Genomic DNA, 18,246 nt, shown 5'->3' with positions numbered 1-18,246 from the left:
ACGTGATTGCTAGGCTGCTGCCATGCGCAACGAACCCGCCGCCGGGACAAGAACAGGGCCGGAGCCGGAACCCGAGGCCGAAGCGGGGTTGCGGAGACGCAAGAAGGAGCTGACCCGCACCCGGCTCCGGGAGGGGGCCGCCGAGCTGTTCGCCGCGCGCGGTTTCGCGGGGACCACGGTCGCGGACATCGCCGCGTGCGCGAACGTATCGGAGCGGACGTTCTTCCGATACTTCGACAGCAAGGAAGCCCTCCTGCTGCCGGACATGAACCTGCTGTTCGAGTACGTCGAGGCGGCCCTCGCCACCCGTCCGCACGAGGAGGACCCGCTGGGCGCGATCTGCAACGCGCTGCTCACCGCGGCGCAGCCGTTCGCCGCCTCCACCCTCACGGCCCTGACCCACCCCATCGAAGGGGCGGAGCCGCTGATCGCCGCCCGGCTCGTCGAAGCCTTCGCCGCCTTCGAGGACCGGCTCACCCTCCTCGTCGAGCAGCGGCTCCCCCGGGACGCGCCCGACGCGGACCTGCGGGCCGCGGTGATCGCGGGGGCGGCCATGTCCTCGGTGCGCGCCGTCCTGCGCACCCAGCGCCGCCGCCGACAGGCCGGCACCGTCACCGATGCCGCCCCCGCGCACCTCCTGGTCCGCTCCTTCGACATCCTGCACGAGATCGGAACCACCGCGTCGTGAAGTCCAGCCGCCCCATGCTCCGCCGTCCCGTCCCCGTGCTCATAGCCGTCGGCCTGACGCTGACGGCCGCCGGCGCGGTCACGGACCTCACCGTCGAGCACATCGCCCGCCAGCGCATCGAGCAGGCGGCCGCCTGCCGGCTCTCGCCCGCGGGCACGGTCACGGCCGACCTGCTGGACCCGCTCGCCGGGCTGCGTTCGCTCACCGGCGACCTGGGCACCGTACGCGTCGAAGCGCGCCGCGTGCGGCACGCCGACACCGAGATGGACGTCCGGGCCGATCTGCGCGACGTCACCACCGACGGGGCGACCAGCGGCGGGACGGCGACGGCGAGCGTCCCGTACGCCGCCCTGCAGAAGCGGCTGGCCGATGCGGCTCCGGGCATGACGGTCGGCGGTGACGGCAACGGCCTGACGTTGACCGGGCGCGCCGGGACCGGGGCCCTGAGCCTGCCCGTGACCGTCCACGCCGGTGTCACGGCCACGGCCGACAGCCTGACCGTCACCCCGACCACCGTGACGGTGTTGGGCCGCACCATGCCGATCGATGCGCTGGCGGGTCTCCCCGGTGCGTCCGCCTTCACCGGGGAGCTCGCCCCGCGCACGGTCCCGGTCGGCGAGCTCCCCGACGGCGCCCGGCTGACCGGCGCCCGGGCCGACGCTTCCGGCCTGGCCGTCTCCCTGTCCCTCTCCCGGACCACGGGCACGACGACCGGCGGGAAGTGCGCCGCGGCCTAGGTGTGTTGTCCGGACAGGTTGGTGGCGCGGCGGTGCTCAGCCGAGTTGCTGGAGGAGCGGGAGGATGTTCTTCGGTTGGGCGTTGACCTGGGCGAGGACGGAGATTCCGGCCTGCTGGAGGATGCTGGCCTGGGTGTAGTTGGCGGTTTCCAGGGCGTAATCGGTGGCTTCGATGCGTTCGCGGGCGGCGCTGAGGTTCACCACGCCCGTGTCCTGGGTGCGGATGTTGGACTCGAAGCGGTTCTGGACGGCGCCGAGGATCGAGCGCAGGTTGGTGACCTCGACCAGGGCGGAATCGATCATCGACAGCGGGTCGATGAGCAACGGCGTCGTGAGAGCCGGGACGTCCGCCTTCGCGACCGAGACGACCTGACCGGCCGCGTCCTTGTACGTGACCTTGCTCGGGTCGGCCTCGTCGGTGAAGGCGATGGTCCTGGACACGTCGTAGGACTCCAGGCCGAGCGTGTTCACGTTGAGCATCTTCATGGCGACGGCGATGACGTCGCCGTCGTTGGCGCCGGTCTGGAAGTTCATGCTGGTGTTCTTCGCCAGCACTTTGATGCCGTTGAACTGGGTCTGCTGCGAGATGGCGTCGATGGCCTCCAGGCGCTGGGCGACCTCCTGCTGGATGGCACGGCGGTCGGTGACGGCGTAGATGCCGTTGGCGGCCTGGACCGTGAGCATCCGGATGCGCTGGAGGTTGTTGGTGACTTCCTTGAGCGCGCCCTCGGTGGTCTGCGCGAGGGAAATGGCGTCGTTGCTGTTGCGGGACGCTTGGACGGAACCGTTGATCTGCGTGGTCATCCGGTCCGAGATGGCCAGCCCGGCGGCGTCGTCCTTCGAGGAGTTGATGCGCTTGCCGGAGGCGAGCCGTTCGGCTGCGACCCCCATGGTCGAGCCGGTGATGTTCAGGTAGTTCTGCGTGGTGAGCGACATGATGTTGGTGTTGAGCGTCAGCACGTGATCGTCCCCAGTCGGTGGTCGGTACGGGTGTCGGGCAGCGCGAGGCGCTACGCGGACGGCGAGGCGCTCACGTGCACGTCGTCCTGGGCCAGGACGAACCGCAGGACGTCGACGTCCACCCAGCCGAGGGGCGAGACCGCGTCGATGAAGGCGGGGAGCGTGCGCGTCAGCTCCGCGATGACCTCGGCCCTGTCCTGCCCGCGCGCGGCGGCGGCTTCGGCGAGCTTCTCCTCGCCCAGGGCCGCGACCACCTGCTCCTCGGTGAGCGGCTCGTTGGGGCCGGAGCCGAGCCAGGACCGACTCTGCGGCAGGGCCGCGGCCAGGGCGCGCGTCTCGGCCACGATCTGCTCGGCCGCCGCCTCCTCCCCGGGGGTCAGGTCCGCGATCCGCGCCGCCGCCCGGAACGTCTCGATGGTCCCGGCGGGGATGGCGTCCACCAGCGCGGGGATCTCCTCGGCGAGGGAGGCGGCGACTTCCGCCTCGCCCACCTGCGCCAACTCGGCGAGCGTCGACAACATGCCGGCGGGAGCGGCGGCGGCCACCTCTTGCGCGGTCAGCGGATCATTGGCGCCCGGTCCGGTCCAGGAGTCGAACTTGCCCGCCGTCCCGGGCTCCCCGGCCAGGGCCGTCAGCAGCTGTCCCAGCACCGGGGCCAACGTGTTCTCGCTCATCGAGCTCCCTCAAGTGAGTGATCTTGAGCCTGCGAGGCTACCCAAAGGGAGCAAGGCACAACAGAGCGTGAACAAGTCATCCCGGAGCGATCCATACGGCTGGATCGGCCCTGTCACGGCCTCCTAGGATTTCGTCGGACCCGCCCCGGGTGCGGGCGGGGCGAGCTCGGCGACGATCTCCGCGCCCAGCGCGTAGGCCGGTACGCCCGAGGTGATCAGTGCCGTCTCGGCCACCCCGATCAGGTCGGCGATGGTGGCGCCCGCGTGCAGGGCGCCACGGGCGTGCAGGCGGGCGGGATGGTGCCGGCCCAGGGACAAGAGCTGCCCGAAGTGGACGAGTTGTTGCACCCGCGCCCCCAACGGGTTCCCGGTCAGGACGATGTCACGCAGCGCCGCGAGCGCCTCCTCGGTGGGGAGCCTGCCGAACTCCCGCGCCAGCCGCAGCCGTTCCTCCACGCCGCTCGGCACGGACCCGAGCGTGGAGACGTAGCGCTCCCGGACGGCGGCGATCCGCGGGGCGAGTGCGTCCGTGCGCGGGGCGGGTGCGTCCGTGTGCGGGGCGGGTGCGTCGCCGTCCGTCATGACGACGCCCGTGCGATCGAGGCGCGCACCGCCGCCAGGGCGCCCTCGGGGAAATCGACGGCTCCGCCGATCGCGGCGGCGGCGAGCTCCGCCTCGGCGCTCTCCTCGATCGCCACCACGAGGTGGGCGGTGGCCGCCGGGTCCGGGCCGAAGACGAGCAACCCGTGGTTGGCCAGCAGGGCCGCGGCCGTCGTCGGACGGCGCTCCAGGACCTCGGCGATGCCGCGCACCGACACGTCCGACCCCCGGGGGCCCCAGGGAACCACCGGGACCTCCTCGGCCTGCCCGAACCTCAGCATCGGCTCCGTACGGCAGGGCAGCGGCCGGTGGGCCACGGCGAAGGCCGTCGCGGCGGGCGAGTGCGTGTGGATCACCGATCCCACCCATGGGCGGGCCGCGTAGACGGCGCTGTGCATGGTGATGATCTCGGCGCTGACCGAGCGCAGCTCGCCCTCCAGCACCCGTCCGTCGAGGCCGACCGTCGCCAACTGCTCGGGCCTCAGCCCCCGGACGAAGCCCGGCGTCAGCAGGAACCGCCCCTCGTCGACGCGGGCACTCAGGTTCGCGTGCCCGGAGTGGGACATCACCCCCGCTTCGAAGAGCGTCCTGGCGGCTTCGACGAGCTGCTCGGCCCGTTCCTCCACTCCCTGTACGTCCGTCATCGCGACCTCTCTCGGCTCCGGTGTCGGCGGACGCTCGTGCGCCGCCGTCCACGTGCCGCCCACTCTTCAACTTGAACTAAGGTTCAAGTCAAGCGGCGTGGAACGGGGTGGGGCAGGTGGAGGACCCGCGCATGACGATCGGCCGGCTCGCCGAGGTCACCGGGGTGCCGGCTTCGGCCATCCGGTACTGGGAACGCCACGACCTGCTCCCTCAGCCCGAGCGCCGCAGCGGGCAGCGGCGCTACCCGCCGGAGGCGGCGCAGCGGATCGTGCTGCTGCGCAAGTGCCAGCGGGCGGGGCTGACTCTGGTCGAGATCCGCGCGTTCCAGGAGGAGCAGGAGGCGCGCAAGGCAATGCTCCGCGACAAGATCGCCGAGATCGAGCAGCGCATGGTCGACCTCGACCACGCCCACCAACTCCTCAGCCATGCCCTGCTGTGCGGCGAGGAGGACATCGTCCGGTGCCCGAAGTTCCGCGAGCAGATGGCGGGGTGGCGCACGCCGGAGCCCGGGGCCGACGGCTCGGTCGGGGGACCGTAGCGGTGGGACAACGCCTCGTCGTACAGCTTCAGCGTCGCGAAGGTGGCCGAGGTTCTCCTGCTGCGGGGACGGCGGGGCGGTCACCGGGGATGCCTCACACATGCCCCGCCCCGCGCCGGGGAAGCTCGACGGCCCAGTCCCCACGGCGCCCGCGGCTCTCGCCCCACCGGACGCACGCCACCCCGGGTCCGGAACGAGCGGCGCAGCGGGCCCCGCGCCTCACCTCTCGCGGCCGCCCGGCAGCCACACCGTCATCAACGCGGCGAGCCGCCCGCCCCACCCGGAGCGCTTCCGGGGCGAGGTGGCCGGGGTCGGTGCGGTCGCCTCGTACCGGGTCGCGGGGTGCGGGGACCAGGTGATGTCCCGCACGCAGTCGCCCGGAACGCCGAGGACCTCCGCGAGCGCGGCGAGGGCGCCGTCGCCGTCACGTGCTCGGCGGTCGAGCCATACGGTGACCGCATCGCCCCCGTCGGTGAACTGGCTCAGGGCGAAGAGGTGTCCACCGAGGCGGAAGACCGCGACGTCCACAGAGCCCAGGTCCTCCCAGCTCTGTTCCACCGTCAGCACGAGCCGCTCCACGTACGCCGTGAACGGCGGCGGAAGCACGCCGATCGGCCGGTACGCCAGGACCATCGAATCCCACATGCCGTACTGCATCGCGGGATTCGGGTTGCCCCCCTGGTATTCCGGCGCAGGCCGCCAATCCGGTTCCGGCCCGGGGACCACGACGGGCTCCCACACCGGCCCGTCGTTCCCCGCGGACACGCCCTCACCCATGGTCGCCCTCCTCTGGAGCCCCTGAAGCTGATCTACCGACCTGCGGTTCGCCGACGCGTTCGCCGGGCTGCTGCGCGGCGAGTTCCCCGTCCAGCCGGGCACGATCACGGTGTACTGAACCGACCGTGCCCGTGCCCGTGCCCGTGCCCGTGCCCGTGCCCGCGGCCGACGCGTGGGGCGGGCCGGGAGGGGACTGCTGCTCAGCCGATCACGGCCTGGGCGTCGATCTCGACCAGCATCGGCTCCTGCGGGAGTTCCACGAAGATGGTCGTGCGGCAGGGCTTGACCCCGCCCGGCTCGATGTTCTCGTCGATGAACGCCGCGTAGACCTCGTTCATGAGCGGGAAATCGGCCCGCTTGGTGAGGTAGACGCGGAACATCACGACGTCCTCGATGGTCGCGCCGCCCGCCTCGACGATGGCCTTGACGTTCTCCAGGGTGCGCCGGGTCTGTGCCTTCACGTCCCCGTGGTAGAGGTACTCGCCGGTCGCGGGGTCCTGCGGGCCCTGGCCGGACACCTGGAGGATGGGGCCCTTGCGCACGCCCTGGGAGAACATCCAGGCGGGGGCGGGGGCGCCGTCGGTACGGACTTCGGTCTTCTCGGCGGTGCTGTTGCTCATGGGGTCTCCTTATGACAGTGGGTTGTTGGCGGTGGGGCAATGGGGGGGTCAGGAGTCGGCCGGCGGGGAGCCCGCGTCGGCCGAGATGGCGCGGGTGACCGCCAGGAGCTCGGGGAGCAGCCCCAGGACCTGTTCGTACGGCAGCACCACGTCCGGTACCGAGATGGAGGCCGCCGCGACGGCGCGTCCGGAGGCGTCGCGGATCGGGGCGGCGATGCAGTTGATGAACGACTCGTGCTCGGCGTGGTCCTCGGCCCACCCCTGGGCGGCGACCTTGTCGAGTTCCGCGAGGAGCGCCTCGGGGGTGGTGATCGTGTTCGGGGTGTGGACGGTGAACTCGACGCCCTCGACAACGCGGCGCCGTTCGGCCTCCGGAAGGTCGGCGAGGAGCACCTTGGCGACGGCCGTGTTGTGCAGGGCCGCGCGCAGCCCGATCCGGGAGTACATGCGCACGGGGTGGCGCGAGTCGTACTTGTCGATGTAGACCACCTCGCCGCCCTCGTACGCGGCCAGGTGCACGGTCTGCCCGGTGTCCGCGTTGAGCCCGGCCAGGTGCGGGGCGGCCGTGCGGCGGATGCCGTGCTGTTCCAGGGCCAGGCTGGACAGGGCGAACAGGCCTGCGCCCAGGTGGTAGCGGTAGCCCGGATCCCGGTAAACGAACCGTGCCTCCTCCAGGCTCTGGAGCAGTCGCAGTGCGGTGGTCTTGTGCACGTCGAGGACGTGGGCGAGCTGGTCGAGGGAGCGCTCGCCCTCGCCCAGCTCGGTGAGGAGGCGCAGGGCACGGGTGACGGTCTGGCTCATGGGTGGTGGTGCTCCGGGTCGGGTCTATGGAGTGGTCGACAGGGGTGACACGATGCCACCCGCCGTGACCGAGGTCGCGGCCCACCGCTCCGGCGACGCGCCGAGGAGGTCGTTCAGGACCGGCGCCGGGGCCGGTACTCCGTGGTCCTCGTGCGCGGTGAGCGCGGCGGCCGCGCTGAGGTGGCCGAGCCGCAGCCGGCTGCGCTGGTCGAGGCCGCGCAGCGTACCGGCGAGGTACCCGGCGGCGAAGGCGTCGCCCGCCCCGGTGGCCTCCACCACCTCCACGGTCAGGGCCGGTTCGGTGACGGTCAGGCCGTCCCGGGTCAGGGCAGTGACGGCGTTCCCGGAATCCTTGACGACGAGGGTGGCGGGCGAGGGGAACAGGGCCCGCAGCTCCTGCGGGTCGCCGGTGCCGAAGGCGGCCTCCGCCTCGTCCGCGCCGAGGAGTACGAGGTCGGCCGCGTCCAGCAGGTCACGCAGGACCCCGGGGTCGCGGTCGTGCCACAGGGCGGCGCGCCAATTGAGGTCGAAGCTGACGAGGGTGCCGGGACGCCGGTGTTCGGGGGCCAGGAGGGCCCGTACCAGGTCGAGGCAGCTGTCGGAGAGCGCGGCCGTGATGCCGCTGAGGTGCAACAGCCGGGCCGCCGTCAGCAACCGCGCGGCGGCGGGGTCCGTGAGCAGCTCCGGGCCGAGGGCGGAGGCCGCCGAGCCGGTGCGGTAGTAGTGCAGGCGGCTGCTGCCCGCGCCCAGGTCGCCGCGGTGTCCGGAGCCGCCGGTCTCCTTGAGGTAGAGGCCGGTCGGGCGGTGCGGGTCGATCGCGACGGCGCTGGTGTCCACGCCGCGGGCGCCGACCTCGGCGGTGAGCCGGCGGCCGAAGCCGTCGTCGCCGACGCGGCTGATCCAGGCGCTCGGTATGCCGAGGGAGGCCAGCGCGCAGGCCACGTTGGACTCGGCGCCGCCCACGGACGGCCGGAAGGCGCCGACGGTGTCGAGCGGGCCGGGGCCGTCGGCCAGCAGGACAGCCATCGACTCCCCCAGGCAGACGGCCTGGACCGGTTCGGCCGTACGGGGTGCGGGTGCGGTGTCCTGCCGGTTCATCAGTCGCTGCTCCCTGGTTCGCGTGTCTGCTGCTCGTGGTGTGCCCGTCGCTTCCGCCTCCCGGCACCCGGGGGCCTTTCGGACGTTGCCATCCGTTCCGACGGAATGCTAGAACCATAACAGCAACATACGCAACGAGCGTTGCGCATGTTGCAACGCGCAGTACCCGCAGTACCCGTACCAGTCGCAACACCTGCACCAGTCGCACCGGAGGATCACGTGGATCACCAGAGCTACGCACGCCATACCGACGGCCCCGGGATCGACCACGCCGCCGTGTCCGCGCTGACGGACGAGCCACTCGACTGGCGCTTCAAGGCACTGCCCGATGCGGCCCGGGGCCTGACGGTCGGCCAGTACCTCGCGACCGGCCCCGCCCTCCACGACCTCGGCACCCCGCTGCTGACCCTCGACTCCGGCGCCCTCGCGCACAACACGCGCACCATGGCCGATTGGTGCCGCCGCGCCGGGGTGGTCCTCGCCCCGCACGGCAAGACCACGATGGCCCCCGCCCTGTGGCGGACCCAGCTCGACGCCGGGTGCCACGGAATCACCCTCGCCAACCTGCCGCAGCTGCGGGTGGCCCGCGCCTTCGGCGTCTCGCGGTTGATGCTGGCCAACACCCTCCTGGACCCGGCCGGACTGGCCTGGCTCGCCGGCGAGCTCGACCGCGACGCGGAGTTCGCCTTCACCTCGTGGGTCGATTCCGTCACCTCCGTGGAGCTGATGGACGAGGCCCTGCGGGCCGCGGGGGCCCACCGCCCGGTGGAGGTCCTCGTCGAACTCGGCGCCGCGGGCGGCCGGACCGGGGCCCGCGACCTGGACACGGCCGAGCGGATCGCCGCCGCCGTGGTGGCGGCCCCGACCCTGCGCCTGGCGGGCACCGCCGGGTACGAGGGGGCGCTGGCCCACGAGGCCACCGAGGGCGGGCTGGCCGTCGTACGCGGCTACCTGCGTTCGCTCGCCACCCTGCACCGGCGCCTGGCCGAGACGTACGAGACCTCCGCGCCGGTGGTCACCGCGGGCGGCAGCGCCTACTTCGACACCGTCGCCGAGGAACTCGTACCGCTCGCCGCGCAGGTGCCGGGCACCGTGGTGATCGTTCGCGCCGGCGCCTACCTCGCCCACGACGACGGCTTCTACCGGACCATCTCCCCCCTCTCGCGTGACGCCGACGAGACGCCGCTGCGCTCCGCGATGCACGGCTGGAGCCGGGTCGTCTCCCGGCCCGAGCCGCAACTCGCCCTGCTCGACGGCGGCAAGCGCGACTTCCCCTTCGACGAGGGACTGCCCGAACCGCAGGCGGTGCGCGGTGGCGGCCCCCTCGGCTCCGGCCGGATCACCGCCCTCAACGACCAGCACACCTTCCTGCGCGACGCCGGGGATCCGGCCCCGGTGGGCGCGGTCCTGCGGCTGGGGCTCTCGCACCCCTGCACCGCCTTCGACAAGTGGTCCCTGATCCCCGTGCTCGACGACGCCCACGCGGAGCATCCGCGCGTGGTGGACTTCGTAAGGACGTTCTTCTGATGGCCGATCTGCTCTTCCGGGGCGCCACCGTCGTCGACGGCACCGGCGCCGAACGCTTCCCGGCCGATGTCACCGTCACGGACGGGACGATCGAGGAGGTGACCGCCCCCGGTGCGGGGCGCCTGAGCGCGCGCGAGGTCGTCGACGCCGACGGACTCGTCCTGGCCCCCGGCTTCATCGACATGCACGCCCACTCCGACCTGCGGCTGCTGCTCGAACCCGAGCACCCCTCCCGGGTCACCCAGGGCATCACCTGCGAGGTCCTGGGACAGGACGGCCTGTCCTACGCGCCGGTCGACGACACCACCCTCCCGGCGCTGCGCCGCCAGATCGCCGGCTGGAACGGGAACCCCGACGACGGGGCGGGCTTCGCGTGGGACTGGCGCACCGTCGGCGAGTACCTCGACCGGATCGACCGGGGTGCCGGGGTCAACGCCTGCTACCTGGTGCCGCACGGCTCCGTACGGATGCTCGCGATGGGCTGGGACAACCGCCCGCCCAGCCCGGCCGAGCTGGACCGGATGCGCGAGATCCTCGCCCAGGGAATGCGCGAGGGCGCGCTCGGCATGTCGAGCGGCCTCACCTACACCCCCGGCATGTACGCGGACACCGCCGAGCTGGTCGCGCTCTGCGAGGTGGTGGCCTCGTACGGCGGCTACCACGCACCGCACCAACGCTCCTACGGAACAGGGGCGTTGGAGGGATACGCGGAGATGGTGGAGATCGCCCGCCGGTCCGGCTGCGCGCTGCACCTCACCCACGCCACGATGAACTTCGGCGTCAACGAGGGCCGGGCGGGCGAACTTCTGGCCCTGGTCGACGCGGCGCTCGCCAAGGGCGTGGACCTGACCCTCGACAGCTATCCCTACCTCCCCGGCTCCACCACCCTCTCCGCCCTGCTGCCCAGTTGGGCCACGGAGGGCGGGCCGGACGCGACCATGGCCCGGCTCGACTCCCCCGGTGACCGCGAGCGGATCCGGGGGGACGTGGAGGAGCGCGGCAGCGACGGCTGCCACGGCGTGGTCACCGACTGGGCCACGATCCAGCTCTCCGGGGTGCAACAGCAGCGTCTCGCACCCCTGGTGGGCCGCACCGTCGCCGAGATCGCCGCGGAGCGCGGCCGCACCGGCACCGAGGTCTTCTTCGACCTGCTGCGCGAGGACGCCCTGGCCACCACGATCCTCCAGCACGTGGGCCACGAGGAGAACGTGCGGGCCATCATGCGCCACCCGGCGCACACCGTCGGCAGCGACGGCCTGCTGACCGGGGCCCGCCCGCACCCCCGGGCGTGGGGCACCTTCCCCCGCTACCTCGCCCGCTACAGCCGTGAGTTGGGCGTGCTCAGCCTGGAGGAGACCATCACCCGGATGACCGGCCGCGCGGCCCGCCGCCTGGGCCTGGTCCGGCGCGGCCTCGTACGTCCCGGCCACCACGCCGACCTGGTCCTCCTGGACCCGGACACCGTCCAGGACACCGCGACCTTCGCACACCCCCGGCGGCCCGCCGCCGGCATCCCCTACGTCTACGTCAACGGCACGGCGGTCGTCCACGACGGCGCCCCCACCGGCGCCCTGCCCGGCCGGGCACTGCGCCGCACCCACCGAGGAACAGAGGCAGCGCAATGACATCCCCCGCGACCGGCTCCACGTCCGCACCCACCGCCGACGCCTCCGACGCCTCCGCGGCCCTGGTGGCCACGCTCACCGCGGACCCGGTGATCGCCGTCGTCCGGGCGCCCCGCATACCCGACGCCGCCGCGCTGTGCGAGGCGCTGGCGGCCGGGGGGATCCGCACGGTCGAACTCACCTTCACCACCCCGGGGGTGGGCGCCCACATCGCGCGGGCCGCCGCCGCGGGCCACCGGGTCGGGGTCGGCACCGTACTCACCGCGGACCAGGCGCGCGAAGCCATAGCGGCCGGTGCCTCCTTCCTCGTCACCCCGGGGCTGCGCCCGCTGGTCGCGGCCGTCGCGGCCGAGGCGGGCGTACCGGTGGTGATGGGCGCGCTGACGCCCTCCGAGGTGGCCGACGCGCTGGACCTGGGCGCGGCCGCGGTGAAGATCTTCCCCGCGAAGACCTTCGGGCCCGGCTACTTCAAGGACCTGCACGGCCCCTACCCGGGCGCGGCGCTGGTCGCGTCGGGCGGCGTCAACGCCACCAACGCGGGCGCGTTCCTCGAGAACGGGGCGCTCGGCGTCTGCGCGGGCACCGACGTCGTGCCCCCGGCGGCGGTCGAGGCCGGGGACTGGGCGGACATCACGCGGCGCGCCGCGGCGTTCACCGCGGCCCTGGCCGGGGCGGGGGTCCGGGCGTGATCCACTGGCTCCAGCACGAGACGGCCGGACTCCTGGTCCTGTCCGCGATATCCATCGCCTTCCTCCTCCTGCTGATCATCAAGTTCAAGCTCGAACCCTTCATCTCCCTCGTGGTCACCGGGCTGTTGTTGGCGCTCGCGGCCGGCCTGCCCGTCAACACCATCGTCGGGTCGGCGCTCAGCAGCAAGGAGTCGCTGATCGAAGGCGGCTTCGGCGGGATCCTGGGCCACATCGCCCTGATCGTCGGTCTGGGCTCCCTGCTCGGATCGCTCCTGGAGGCTTCCGGCGGCGCCGAGGTCCTCACCCAACGGTTGCTGCGCGCCTTCGGCGAGAAGCGCGCGGGCCTGGCGATGGGTCTGACCGGCCTCATCTTCGGCATCCCGGTCTTCTTCGACATCGGCATCTTCGTCCTCGCGCCGCTCGTCTACGTGGTGGCCAAACGCAGCGGCAAGTCGATGCTGCTGTACGCCCTTCCGCTGCTGGCGGGCCTGTCGATGACCCACGCGTTCCTACCGCCGCACCCGGGGCCGGTCGCGCTCGCCGGGTTCCTCGGCATCGACCTCGGCTGGTTGATCGTCATGGGACTGGCCTGCGGTCTCCCCGCCTTCTTCGTGGCGGGCGTGCTGTGGCCGAAGTGGATCGGCAACCGGATCATGATCGAGGTGCCGGAGGAGTTCAGCGCCCCGCAGGAGGACGACGCGGAGGCGGACGGCGGCCGCGGGCCGGTGGCGCTGGGCAAGGTGGCGCTGGTCATCTGCGTGCCGCTGGTGCTGATCCTCGGGGCCACCTTCGGGACGGTCTTCCTCGACAAGGACGCCGGCGTACTGCCCTTCTTGACCTTCGTCGGGAACCCGGCCGTGGCGCTCACCCTGGCGTGCCTGGTCGCCATCAAACTCCTGGGCACCGACCGGGGCATGACCAAGCAGCAGCTCTCGGAGCTCGGTGCGGCGGCGCTGCGTCCGGTCGGCATGATCCTGCTGGTGGTCGGCGCGGGCGCCTTCTTCGGCGCCGTCATCTCGGCCACCGGGGTCGGCAAGGCACTGGCCGGGACGTTGTCCACGGCCGGGCTCCCGCTGATCGTCCTGGCGTACGTGATCTCCTGCGGTCTGCGCGTCGCCCAGGGCTCGGCCACGGTCGCCATCGTGACCACGGGCGGCATCATCGCCCCGCTGGTCAAGGACGCCGACTACAGCCAGCCCGCACTGGCCCTGATCGCGGTCTCGATCGCGGCCGGCTCGATCATCGCCTCGCACGTCAACGACGGCGGGTTCTGGATCATCTCCAAGTACTTCAACACCTCGGTGAAGGACACCCTGAGGTCCTGGACCGTGCTGGAGACGATCCTGTCGGTGACCGGCTTCGCCGCGGCCGTCGGGCTCAGCCTGGTGGTCTGACGGTACGGAGCCGCGCGCCGGTGGGCGGCCGTCACGGACGGTCCGCTCGCCGGCGCGTTGCTGTCCGATGCCCTGTGCAGTGTGGGTGTGGGTGGGGGTGGGGGTACGGATCAGCTCCCGGTCCCGTCCGAGCAGACGACCGTCAACGCGTCGAGTCGCACGGCGCGCGGTGTTCCGTTGGAGCCGAGGATGGCTTCGACGAAGTTGTTGTTCTCGCCCTCCGCCATCCAGTCGACCTGGACCAGGCGGTAGTCGCCGCTGATGAGCCATGGAGCGTAGCTGACGAGCTTCTTGCCCTGGGGGGTCCAGACCCTGAGCTCGAACTGGAGGTCCTGGTCCGGCTTGACGTAGACCCGGGCCGTGCAGAAGCGGTAGGCCGGTTCGAAGGAGGCCCAGGTGCCCTCGCGCGCCCATCCCTGGGTGGCGGTGATGCGACCGTTGCCCTGTCCGGTCAGAGCGGTGCCGGTGCCGATCTCGAAGCCCGCCTGACCGTCGCCCCCGGAGAGGCGGTCCCATTTGCCGATGTCGGACGCTTCGAATCCGTTGTAGAGACCCCGTGCACCGGCGTGTGCCGGTGTCGCCGCCATCAGGGCGGCCAGCGGCACCAGGGCCAGGGCCGCCCAACGCGCCGTGATCCGTGCGCGCTTGCGCATGATTACCTCCGCAACGATGTGCAGGTAAAGAAGAACCTGTCGACCAGGCTCGCACCACCCGCCCGCCCATTCCAAGGCAGGATCCCGCCGAAGCCCTCGCCCGCGGCGGCCGGGCCACGACGAGGTCCTCCAGAGGAGAGTGCTGGTCGCTCTCGGTGGGCACGATCGACGTCGTGCGACCGTTCACCCGTGGACACCATGAGGAACGGGAGAAATCAGTGGAGTTGCGCGATGTGGTGCACGGCGACGTCGACGCCTATGTGCGGATGCGGTGCGATCCCGTCATGATGGCCGACCTCGGTGGTCCGCAGCCCCGCGAGGGGATGGCGGACAAGGTCCGGCGGGATGCCGAGCAGGCGGCCGCCGACATCGCTTGGCTGAAGATGATCGTCCCCGATCCGGCCGTCCCCGAGGTGGTGGCGGGGACCGTGACCCTCTGGTCGCACGACGGCGGCGACGGGCCCACCTCCGAGATCGGCTGGATGGTCCTGCCCCGGTTCCAGGGACGGGGGTTGGGCAGGCGCGCCGTCCGCGCCCTCCTGGAGCGGGCCCGGGACGAGGACCGTTGGGGCGTCGTGCACGCCTTCCCGGCGACGAGCAACGCCGCCTCGAACGGCATCTGCCGCTCGGTCGGCTTCCGCTTCGTCGCGGAGGCCGACGTGAGCTTCGCCGGGCAGACCTTCAGGACCAACCACTGGGCCGTGGACCCGCGGAGCGATCTGAAATGATCACGGTATGAGAGCCGACTCCCGCGGAACCGAGACCGTCCGCGTCCCCGCCCCGGGTGGCGGCGGGCTGTGGGCCGAACGCGGCGGCTCCGGCAGCCCGGTGGTGCTGCTGCACGGCGCCGGTATGGATTCCCGGCTGTGGGACGCCGTGGTCCCCGAGTTGGCCCGGCGCCACGACGTGATCCGCTACGACGCCCGCGGGCTGGGCCGCTCCACCCCACCGGGCGAGCCGTTCAGCGACGTCGATGACCTGCGCGCCGTACTGGACCACTTCGGTCTGCGCCGAGCCGCCCTGGTGGGCCTGAGCATGGGCGGCGAGACCTCGCTGGACTTCGCCCTCGCCCACCCCGAGCGCGTCAGCGCACTCGCCCTGGTCGGCGCCTCCGTCAGCGGCCACGTCTGGCCGCGGACCCCCGAGCTCTCCGCCTACTCCGCCGCCCGGCGCGCGGGCGACGCGGCCGCCCTGGCCGAGCTGGAGCTCACGGTCTGGGCAGCCATGGGCCGCACGGCCCCCGGTGGAGAACTGATCGGGGCGATGGTCACCGCGAACGCCGAGCAGCGGCTGGTGAGCGAACGGCACTGTGTGGTGGGCCCGCGTCGCGATGCCGAAGCGCACCTGGGGGAGATCACCGCGCCGACACTGGTCGTCCACGGCGACCGCGACCACCCGGAGATCGCGGTGATCGCCGAACGCCTCGTCACCGACATCCCCGGCGCCCGCGGCCAGGTCGTCCCGGACGCCGACCACTACCTGCCGCTCCGTACGCCGGCGCGCCTGGCCGAGCTCCTCCTGACGCACCTGCCCTGACGTCCGGTGGCCGTCGTCGACACGCGCGGGCGGCCCGTCACCCGTCGAGCAACCGACGATTGACCCGAACCGCCCCGGTGAACCTCCGCCCGCAGGGCGCCAATTCGATGATTCCGGGGCATTCGCCCTCCGCCCCCGGTCGGTTTCCCGTCACGCCGCGGCGGTAGCGGAAGCGGTTTGCCGCCACCGGTACGCACTCGGCGCGCCACCCGCATCCAAATTTCATTCATCATGCATTTATCGCGTGCCACCATGTGCCCGGCGCGGTCGATTGTCCGCTTCAGCAACCGACATGAACATCAAGGAGTGCGCTCGTGACCACCCACCTCAACCGCGGCGCCGTCCCACGGACCTTACTGGCGCTGATCGCGGCCCTGTGCGCGATCGTCGGCACCACCGCGCTCGGTGCGGCCCCGGCGGCCGCGGCCGATCAGCGCCGCCCGATCTACGCCGTCGCGCACCGCGTCGACACCCTGGGCGGCGTGGACGCCGCCCTCAAGCACGGCGCCAACGCCATCGAGATCGACGTCTGCGCCTGGTGGAACCCGAACGAATGGCGGGCCTACCACGACTGTTCCTCGGCCGGCGACAACCGGCTGGGCCCCAGCTTCGACAGCATGATCGACCGCATCGTCTCGAACGCCGACGCGGGGCGCAGGCTGTCCCTGGTCTGGCTGGACATCAAGGACCCGAACTACTGCGGGGAGCAGGAGAACCGCGGGTGCAGCGTCGCCGGACTGCGCGACAAGGCACAGCGCCTGACGGCTGCGGGGATCCAGGTGCTGTACGGGTTCTTCGAGTACCACGGCGGCAGCACCCCCGACGTGGGCGGCCGGGGTTGGAAGAGCCTGGAGGGCCGGCTCGGCGGCCTGGAGGGGATCACGACGACCGGCACCCGTGACCAGGCCCAGGCGGCCTTCAACCGGTCCGGTTCCGGTTTCCCGGCCGGCCACCGCGCGATGGACTACGGCGACTCCGACATCACCAAGGGGTTCGGCAACTGCACCGAGGCCACCTGGAACACCTGCTCGGAGCTGAAGAAGGGCGCCGCGGACCGTGACGCCGGACGGCTCGCGGCCACCTTCTCCTGGACGACCACCTACAACGACCCCTGGTACGTCGACAAGCTGCTCGGCGAAGGTCGCGTGGACGGCATCATCGCGGGCTACGGAGCCTTCACCGGAGTGCGGGAGTACGACGACAGCTGGCAGTGCGCCAACGCCGTCAACCTCGTCCGCGACTGGGTGGGCCGCCACAGCGGCACCCACCGCATGGCCACCCCCGGCGACCGCCTGTTCCGCTAGGGCCTCATACCCGCCCTGTCGAAGCGGCGCCGGCGTGCCGGGCACGGGGGCCGGCGTCGCCTCAGTGGGGTCGGTCCTCCTGGGCGAGCGCGGCGAGCAGTCCCTCGGCCGTGTGGCGGGCGGACTCCGGCCCGTCGGCCTCGCCGCCGGGGGCGCCGAAGAAGGGGTCCCCGGTGCCGCGGGCGAACATGTCCTGTTCGTACGCGGCGAGCGCGGCCTCGATGTCGTCGGGGCGGGCGGCGAGGGCCTTGGCGAGTTCCGCGCCGTCGAGGATGGCCAGGTTGGCGCCCTCGCCGTTCGGCGGCGCGAGGTGTGCGGCGTCGCCGAGCAGCGTCACGCCCGGCACCCGGTCCCACCGGTGGTCGGTCGGCAGGGCGTAGAAGGGGCGCAGGACCGGCGGGAGGTCTGCGTCCGTGAGCAGCGCGCGGAGTTCCGGCGCCCAGCCCTCGAACTCCTCCGCGATCCGCGCGGTGGCTGCGGCGGCATCGGTGAAATCGATCGCGTCGAACCACTCCTGCGACTCGGACACCATCACGTACGCGTGCAGGGTGTCGCCCCGTTCCCGGTGGGCGAAGAGCTCGCGCCCCTCCTTCGGCACGATCATCGAGCCGCCGCCGACCGCCTTCGCCGCGGCCGGGTGCCGGGTGTCGGCGTCGAACAGGTAGGTCTCGACGACCGACGTGCCGACGTACTCGGGAAGGGCTGCGGTGAGCATCGGCCGGACCCGTGACCAGGCACCGTCGGCGCCGACGAGCAGGCTCGTCTCCACGGTGCCACCGCCCGCGAACGTCACCTCGTGGCGGCCGCCGCCGAGGGAGCGGACGCCGCTGACCTTGTGGCCCCAGCGGACGGTACCGGCGGGCAGGGAGTCGAGCAGCATCTCGCGCAGCTCGCCGCGATGCACCTCGGGGCGTCCGCCCGTGCCGTCGTCGGGGACGTCGTGCAGGACCGTGCCGTCCGGGTCGAGGACCCGCATCGCCTGCCGGCCCTCCAGGACGAGGCCGCGGAACTCCTCCATCAAGTCGGCTGCCTCGATGGCGAGTTGTCCGTTGTAGTCGTGGATGTCGAGCAGTCCGCCCTGCGACCGTACGCCCGGGTTGGGCTCCGCCTCGTAGATCGTGGCCGGGATGCCGTGCAGGTGCAGGACCCGGGCGAGCGTGAGGCCGCCGAGTCCTGCGCCGATGATCGTGACGTGAGTGGTGATGGGGTTCATGGAGCTCGTGGGGCTCATGGGGCTCATGGGGCTTACCTTCCTGAGGGCGGCCCGTCGTACGGGTGACGGGCGGGGCCGGCGCCGTCGGTGGGCGACGACGCCGGCTCCTTGCGACTCCAATGTCACGACCGCCACCGACAGCTCACTGACAGGCCCCCGCACCCCCC

Annotated in this window: 20 protein-coding genes; 10 read left to right on the top strand and 10 right to left on the bottom strand. The window is 72.3% G+C overall.

What is annotated here, in order from left to right; all coding sequences use genetic code 11:
- Nucleotides 1-22 precede the first annotated feature (22 nt).
- Together ACIBEA_RS04410 and ACIBEA_RS04405 are read left to right on the top strand one after the other, a co-directional pair.
- Entirely contained in the window at nucleotides 23-688 is a 666-nt protein-coding gene (locus ACIBEA_RS04410) for a TetR/AcrR family transcriptional regulator (RefSeq protein WP_399257774.1), read from the top strand.
- A complete protein-coding gene (locus ACIBEA_RS04405) occupies nucleotides 685-1,425 on the top strand; it encodes an LmeA family phospholipid-binding protein (protein WP_399257772.1) in 741 nt (246 codons plus the stop codon). Before ACIBEA_RS04410 ends, ACIBEA_RS04405 begins: the two co-directional genes overlap by 4 nt.
- Before the next feature lie 36 nt (nucleotides 1,426-1,461).
- On the opposite strand, the gene ACIBEA_RS04400 is transcribed toward ACIBEA_RS04405, so the two are convergent.
- From ACIBEA_RS04400 to ACIBEA_RS04385, 4 genes are all read right to left on the bottom strand, one after another.
- Nucleotides 1,462-2,385: a flagellin gene (locus tag ACIBEA_RS04400; RefSeq protein ID WP_399257770.1), complete on the bottom strand. Its 924-nt coding sequence runs from the start codon at nucleotides 2,383-2,385 to the stop codon at nucleotides 1,462-1,464.
- A 50-nt stretch (nucleotides 2,386-2,435) separates the two neighbouring features.
- Nucleotides 2,436-3,059: a YidB family protein gene (locus tag ACIBEA_RS04395; RefSeq protein ID WP_399257768.1), complete on the bottom strand. Its 624-nt coding sequence runs from the start codon at nucleotides 3,057-3,059 to the stop codon at nucleotides 2,436-2,438.
- 123 nt (nucleotides 3,060-3,182) lie between these two features.
- A complete protein-coding gene (locus tag ACIBEA_RS04390) occupies nucleotides 3,183-3,641 on the bottom strand; it encodes a carboxymuconolactone decarboxylase family protein (RefSeq protein ID WP_399257766.1) in 459 nt (152 codons plus the stop codon).
- Complete coding sequence (locus ACIBEA_RS04385; RefSeq protein ID WP_399257764.1) at nucleotides 3,638-4,303, bottom strand: class II aldolase/adducin family protein; 666 nt, start codon at nucleotides 4,301-4,303, stop codon at nucleotides 3,638-3,640. The genes ACIBEA_RS04390 and ACIBEA_RS04385 overlap by 4 nt, the downstream gene beginning before the upstream one ends.
- Nucleotides 4,304-4,434: 131 nt before the next feature.
- On the opposite strand from ACIBEA_RS04385, the gene ACIBEA_RS04380 reads away from it, so the two are divergent.
- Nucleotides 4,435-4,842 carry a MerR family transcriptional regulator gene (locus ACIBEA_RS04380; RefSeq protein ID WP_399257762.1) on the top strand — a complete coding sequence of 136 codons (408 nt, stop codon included), beginning with the start codon at nucleotides 4,435-4,437 and terminating at the stop codon, nucleotides 4,840-4,842.
- Nucleotides 4,843-5,061: 219 nt separating this feature from the next.
- Here ACIBEA_RS04380 and ACIBEA_RS04375 read toward each other — a convergent pair whose 3' ends face one another.
- From ACIBEA_RS04375 to ACIBEA_RS04360, 4 genes are all read right to left on the bottom strand, one after another.
- A complete protein-coding gene (locus ACIBEA_RS04375; RefSeq protein WP_399257760.1) occupies nucleotides 5,062-5,619 on the bottom strand; it encodes a hypothetical protein in 558 nt (185 codons plus the stop codon).
- A 200-nt stretch (nucleotides 5,620-5,819) separates the two neighbouring features.
- Nucleotides 5,820-6,239 (bottom strand): RidA family protein, encoded by a 420-nt coding sequence (locus ACIBEA_RS04370; protein ID WP_399257758.1) that lies wholly within the window; start codon nucleotides 6,237-6,239, stop codon nucleotides 5,820-5,822.
- Nucleotides 6,240-6,287: 48 nt separating this feature from the next.
- The gene (locus ACIBEA_RS04365) at nucleotides 6,288-7,040 is read right to left on the bottom strand and encodes an IclR family transcriptional regulator (RefSeq protein ID WP_399257756.1); all 753 of its coding nucleotides are present in this window, start codon (nucleotides 7,038-7,040) and stop codon (nucleotides 6,288-6,290) included.
- 24 nt (nucleotides 7,041-7,064) lie between these two features.
- Nucleotides 7,065-8,138 carry a sugar kinase gene (locus ACIBEA_RS04360; RefSeq protein ID WP_399257754.1) on the bottom strand — a complete coding sequence of 358 codons (1,074 nt, stop codon included), beginning with the start codon at nucleotides 8,136-8,138 and terminating at the stop codon, nucleotides 7,065-7,067.
- 219 nt (nucleotides 8,139-8,357) lie between these two features.
- Between ACIBEA_RS04360 and ACIBEA_RS04355 the strand changes: the two genes are divergently transcribed.
- From ACIBEA_RS04355 to ACIBEA_RS04340, 4 genes are read left to right on the top strand one after another with little or no spacing between them, the layout of a single operon-like run.
- Nucleotides 8,358-9,665 (top strand): alanine racemase, encoded by a 1,308-nt coding sequence (locus tag ACIBEA_RS04355; protein ID WP_399257752.1) that lies wholly within the window; start codon nucleotides 8,358-8,360, stop codon nucleotides 9,663-9,665.
- On the top strand, nucleotides 9,665-11,290 hold the full coding sequence (locus ACIBEA_RS04350; protein ID WP_399257751.1) for an amidohydrolase family protein: 1,626 nt from the start codon (nucleotides 9,665-9,667) through the stop codon (nucleotides 11,288-11,290). The genes ACIBEA_RS04355 and ACIBEA_RS04350 overlap by 1 nt, the downstream gene beginning before the upstream one ends.
- On the top strand, nucleotides 11,287-11,979 hold the full coding sequence (locus tag ACIBEA_RS04345; protein ID WP_399257749.1) for a bifunctional 4-hydroxy-2-oxoglutarate aldolase/2-dehydro-3-deoxy-phosphogluconate aldolase: 693 nt from the start codon (nucleotides 11,287-11,289) through the stop codon (nucleotides 11,977-11,979). The genes ACIBEA_RS04350 and ACIBEA_RS04345 overlap by 4 nt, the downstream gene beginning before the upstream one ends.
- Nucleotides 11,976-13,373 (top strand): GntP family permease, encoded by a 1,398-nt coding sequence (locus ACIBEA_RS04340; RefSeq protein WP_399257747.1) that lies wholly within the window; start codon nucleotides 11,976-11,978, stop codon nucleotides 13,371-13,373. Before ACIBEA_RS04345 ends, ACIBEA_RS04340 begins: the two co-directional genes overlap by 4 nt.
- Before the next feature lie 110 nt (nucleotides 13,374-13,483).
- Here the strand turns inward: ACIBEA_RS04340 and ACIBEA_RS04335 are convergent, their stop codons facing one another.
- A complete protein-coding gene (locus ACIBEA_RS04335; RefSeq protein ID WP_399257745.1) occupies nucleotides 13,484-14,026 on the bottom strand; it encodes a hypothetical protein in 543 nt (180 codons plus the stop codon).
- Between the two features lie 218 nt (nucleotides 14,027-14,244).
- Here ACIBEA_RS04335 and ACIBEA_RS04330 point away from each other — a divergent pair, with 218 nt between their 5' ends.
- The 3 genes from ACIBEA_RS04330 to ACIBEA_RS04320 all read left to right on the top strand — a co-directional run bounded on the left by ACIBEA_RS04330 (nucleotide 14,245) and on the right by ACIBEA_RS04320 (nucleotide 16,866).
- On the top strand, nucleotides 14,245-14,754 hold the full coding sequence (locus ACIBEA_RS04330; RefSeq protein WP_399257743.1) for a GNAT family N-acetyltransferase: 510 nt from the start codon (nucleotides 14,245-14,247) through the stop codon (nucleotides 14,752-14,754).
- Between the two features lie 7 nt (nucleotides 14,755-14,761).
- Complete coding sequence (locus tag ACIBEA_RS04325) at nucleotides 14,762-15,562, top strand: alpha/beta fold hydrolase (RefSeq protein WP_399257741.1); 801 nt, start codon at nucleotides 14,762-14,764, stop codon at nucleotides 15,560-15,562.
- A 314-nt stretch (nucleotides 15,563-15,876) separates the two neighbouring features.
- A complete protein-coding gene (locus tag ACIBEA_RS04320) occupies nucleotides 15,877-16,866 on the top strand; it encodes a phospholipase (protein WP_399257740.1) in 990 nt (329 codons plus the stop codon).
- 61 nt (nucleotides 16,867-16,927) lie between these two features.
- On the opposite strand, the gene ACIBEA_RS04315 is transcribed toward ACIBEA_RS04320, so the two are convergent.
- Nucleotides 16,928-18,070: an FAD-dependent oxidoreductase gene (locus ACIBEA_RS04315; protein ID WP_399257944.1), complete on the bottom strand. Its 1,143-nt coding sequence runs from the start codon at nucleotides 18,068-18,070 to the stop codon at nucleotides 16,928-16,930.
- Between the last annotated feature and the right edge of the window lie 176 nt (nucleotides 18,071-18,246).

The organism is Streptomyces sp. NPDC051555, from assembly GCF_044454405.1.
Taxonomy (GTDB): Bacteria; Actinomycetota; Actinomycetes; order Streptomycetales; family Streptomycetaceae; genus Streptomyces.
This window is presented reverse-complemented; position numbering and strand designations above follow the sequence as displayed.

Excerpts from the sequence above, each read along its gene's own strand:
- ACIBEA_RS04410 (WP_399257774.1), top strand. The coding sequence starts at position 23 with ATGCGCAACGAACCCGCCGCCGGGACAAGAACAGGGCCGGAGCCGGAA.
- ACIBEA_RS04395 (WP_399257768.1), bottom strand. The coding sequence starts at position 3,059 with ATGAGCGAGAACACGTTGGCCCCGGTGCTGGGACAGCTGCTGACGGCC.
- ACIBEA_RS04390 (WP_399257766.1), bottom strand. The coding sequence starts at position 3,641 with ATGACGGACGGCGACGCACCCGCCCCGCACACGGACGCACCCGCCCCG.
- ACIBEA_RS04385 (WP_399257764.1), bottom strand. The coding sequence starts at position 4,303 with ATGACGGACGTACAGGGAGTGGAGGAACGGGCCGAGCAGCTCGTCGAA.
- ACIBEA_RS04380 (WP_399257762.1), top strand. The coding sequence starts at position 4,435 with ATGACGATCGGCCGGCTCGCCGAGGTCACCGGGGTGCCGGCTTCGGCC.
- ACIBEA_RS04375 (WP_399257760.1), bottom strand. The coding sequence starts at position 5,619 with ATGGGTGAGGGCGTGTCCGCGGGGAACGACGGGCCGGTGTGGGAGCCC.
- ACIBEA_RS04370 (WP_399257758.1), bottom strand. The coding sequence starts at position 6,239 with ATGAGCAACAGCACCGCCGAGAAGACCGAAGTCCGTACCGACGGCGCC.
- ACIBEA_RS04365 (WP_399257756.1), bottom strand. The coding sequence starts at position 7,040 with ATGAGCCAGACCGTCACCCGTGCCCTGCGCCTCCTCACCGAGCTGGGC.
- ACIBEA_RS04360 (WP_399257754.1), bottom strand. The coding sequence starts at position 8,138 with ATGAACCGGCAGGACACCGCACCCGCACCCCGTACGGCCGAACCGGTC.
- ACIBEA_RS04350 (WP_399257751.1), top strand. The coding sequence starts at position 9,665 with ATGGCCGATCTGCTCTTCCGGGGCGCCACCGTCGTCGACGGCACCGGC.
- ACIBEA_RS04345 (WP_399257749.1), top strand. The coding sequence starts at position 11,287 with ATGACATCCCCCGCGACCGGCTCCACGTCCGCACCCACCGCCGACGCC.
- ACIBEA_RS04335 (WP_399257745.1), bottom strand. The coding sequence starts at position 14,026 with ATGCGCAAGCGCGCACGGATCACGGCGCGTTGGGCGGCCCTGGCCCTG.
- ACIBEA_RS04325 (WP_399257741.1), top strand. The coding sequence starts at position 14,762 with ATGAGAGCCGACTCCCGCGGAACCGAGACCGTCCGCGTCCCCGCCCCG.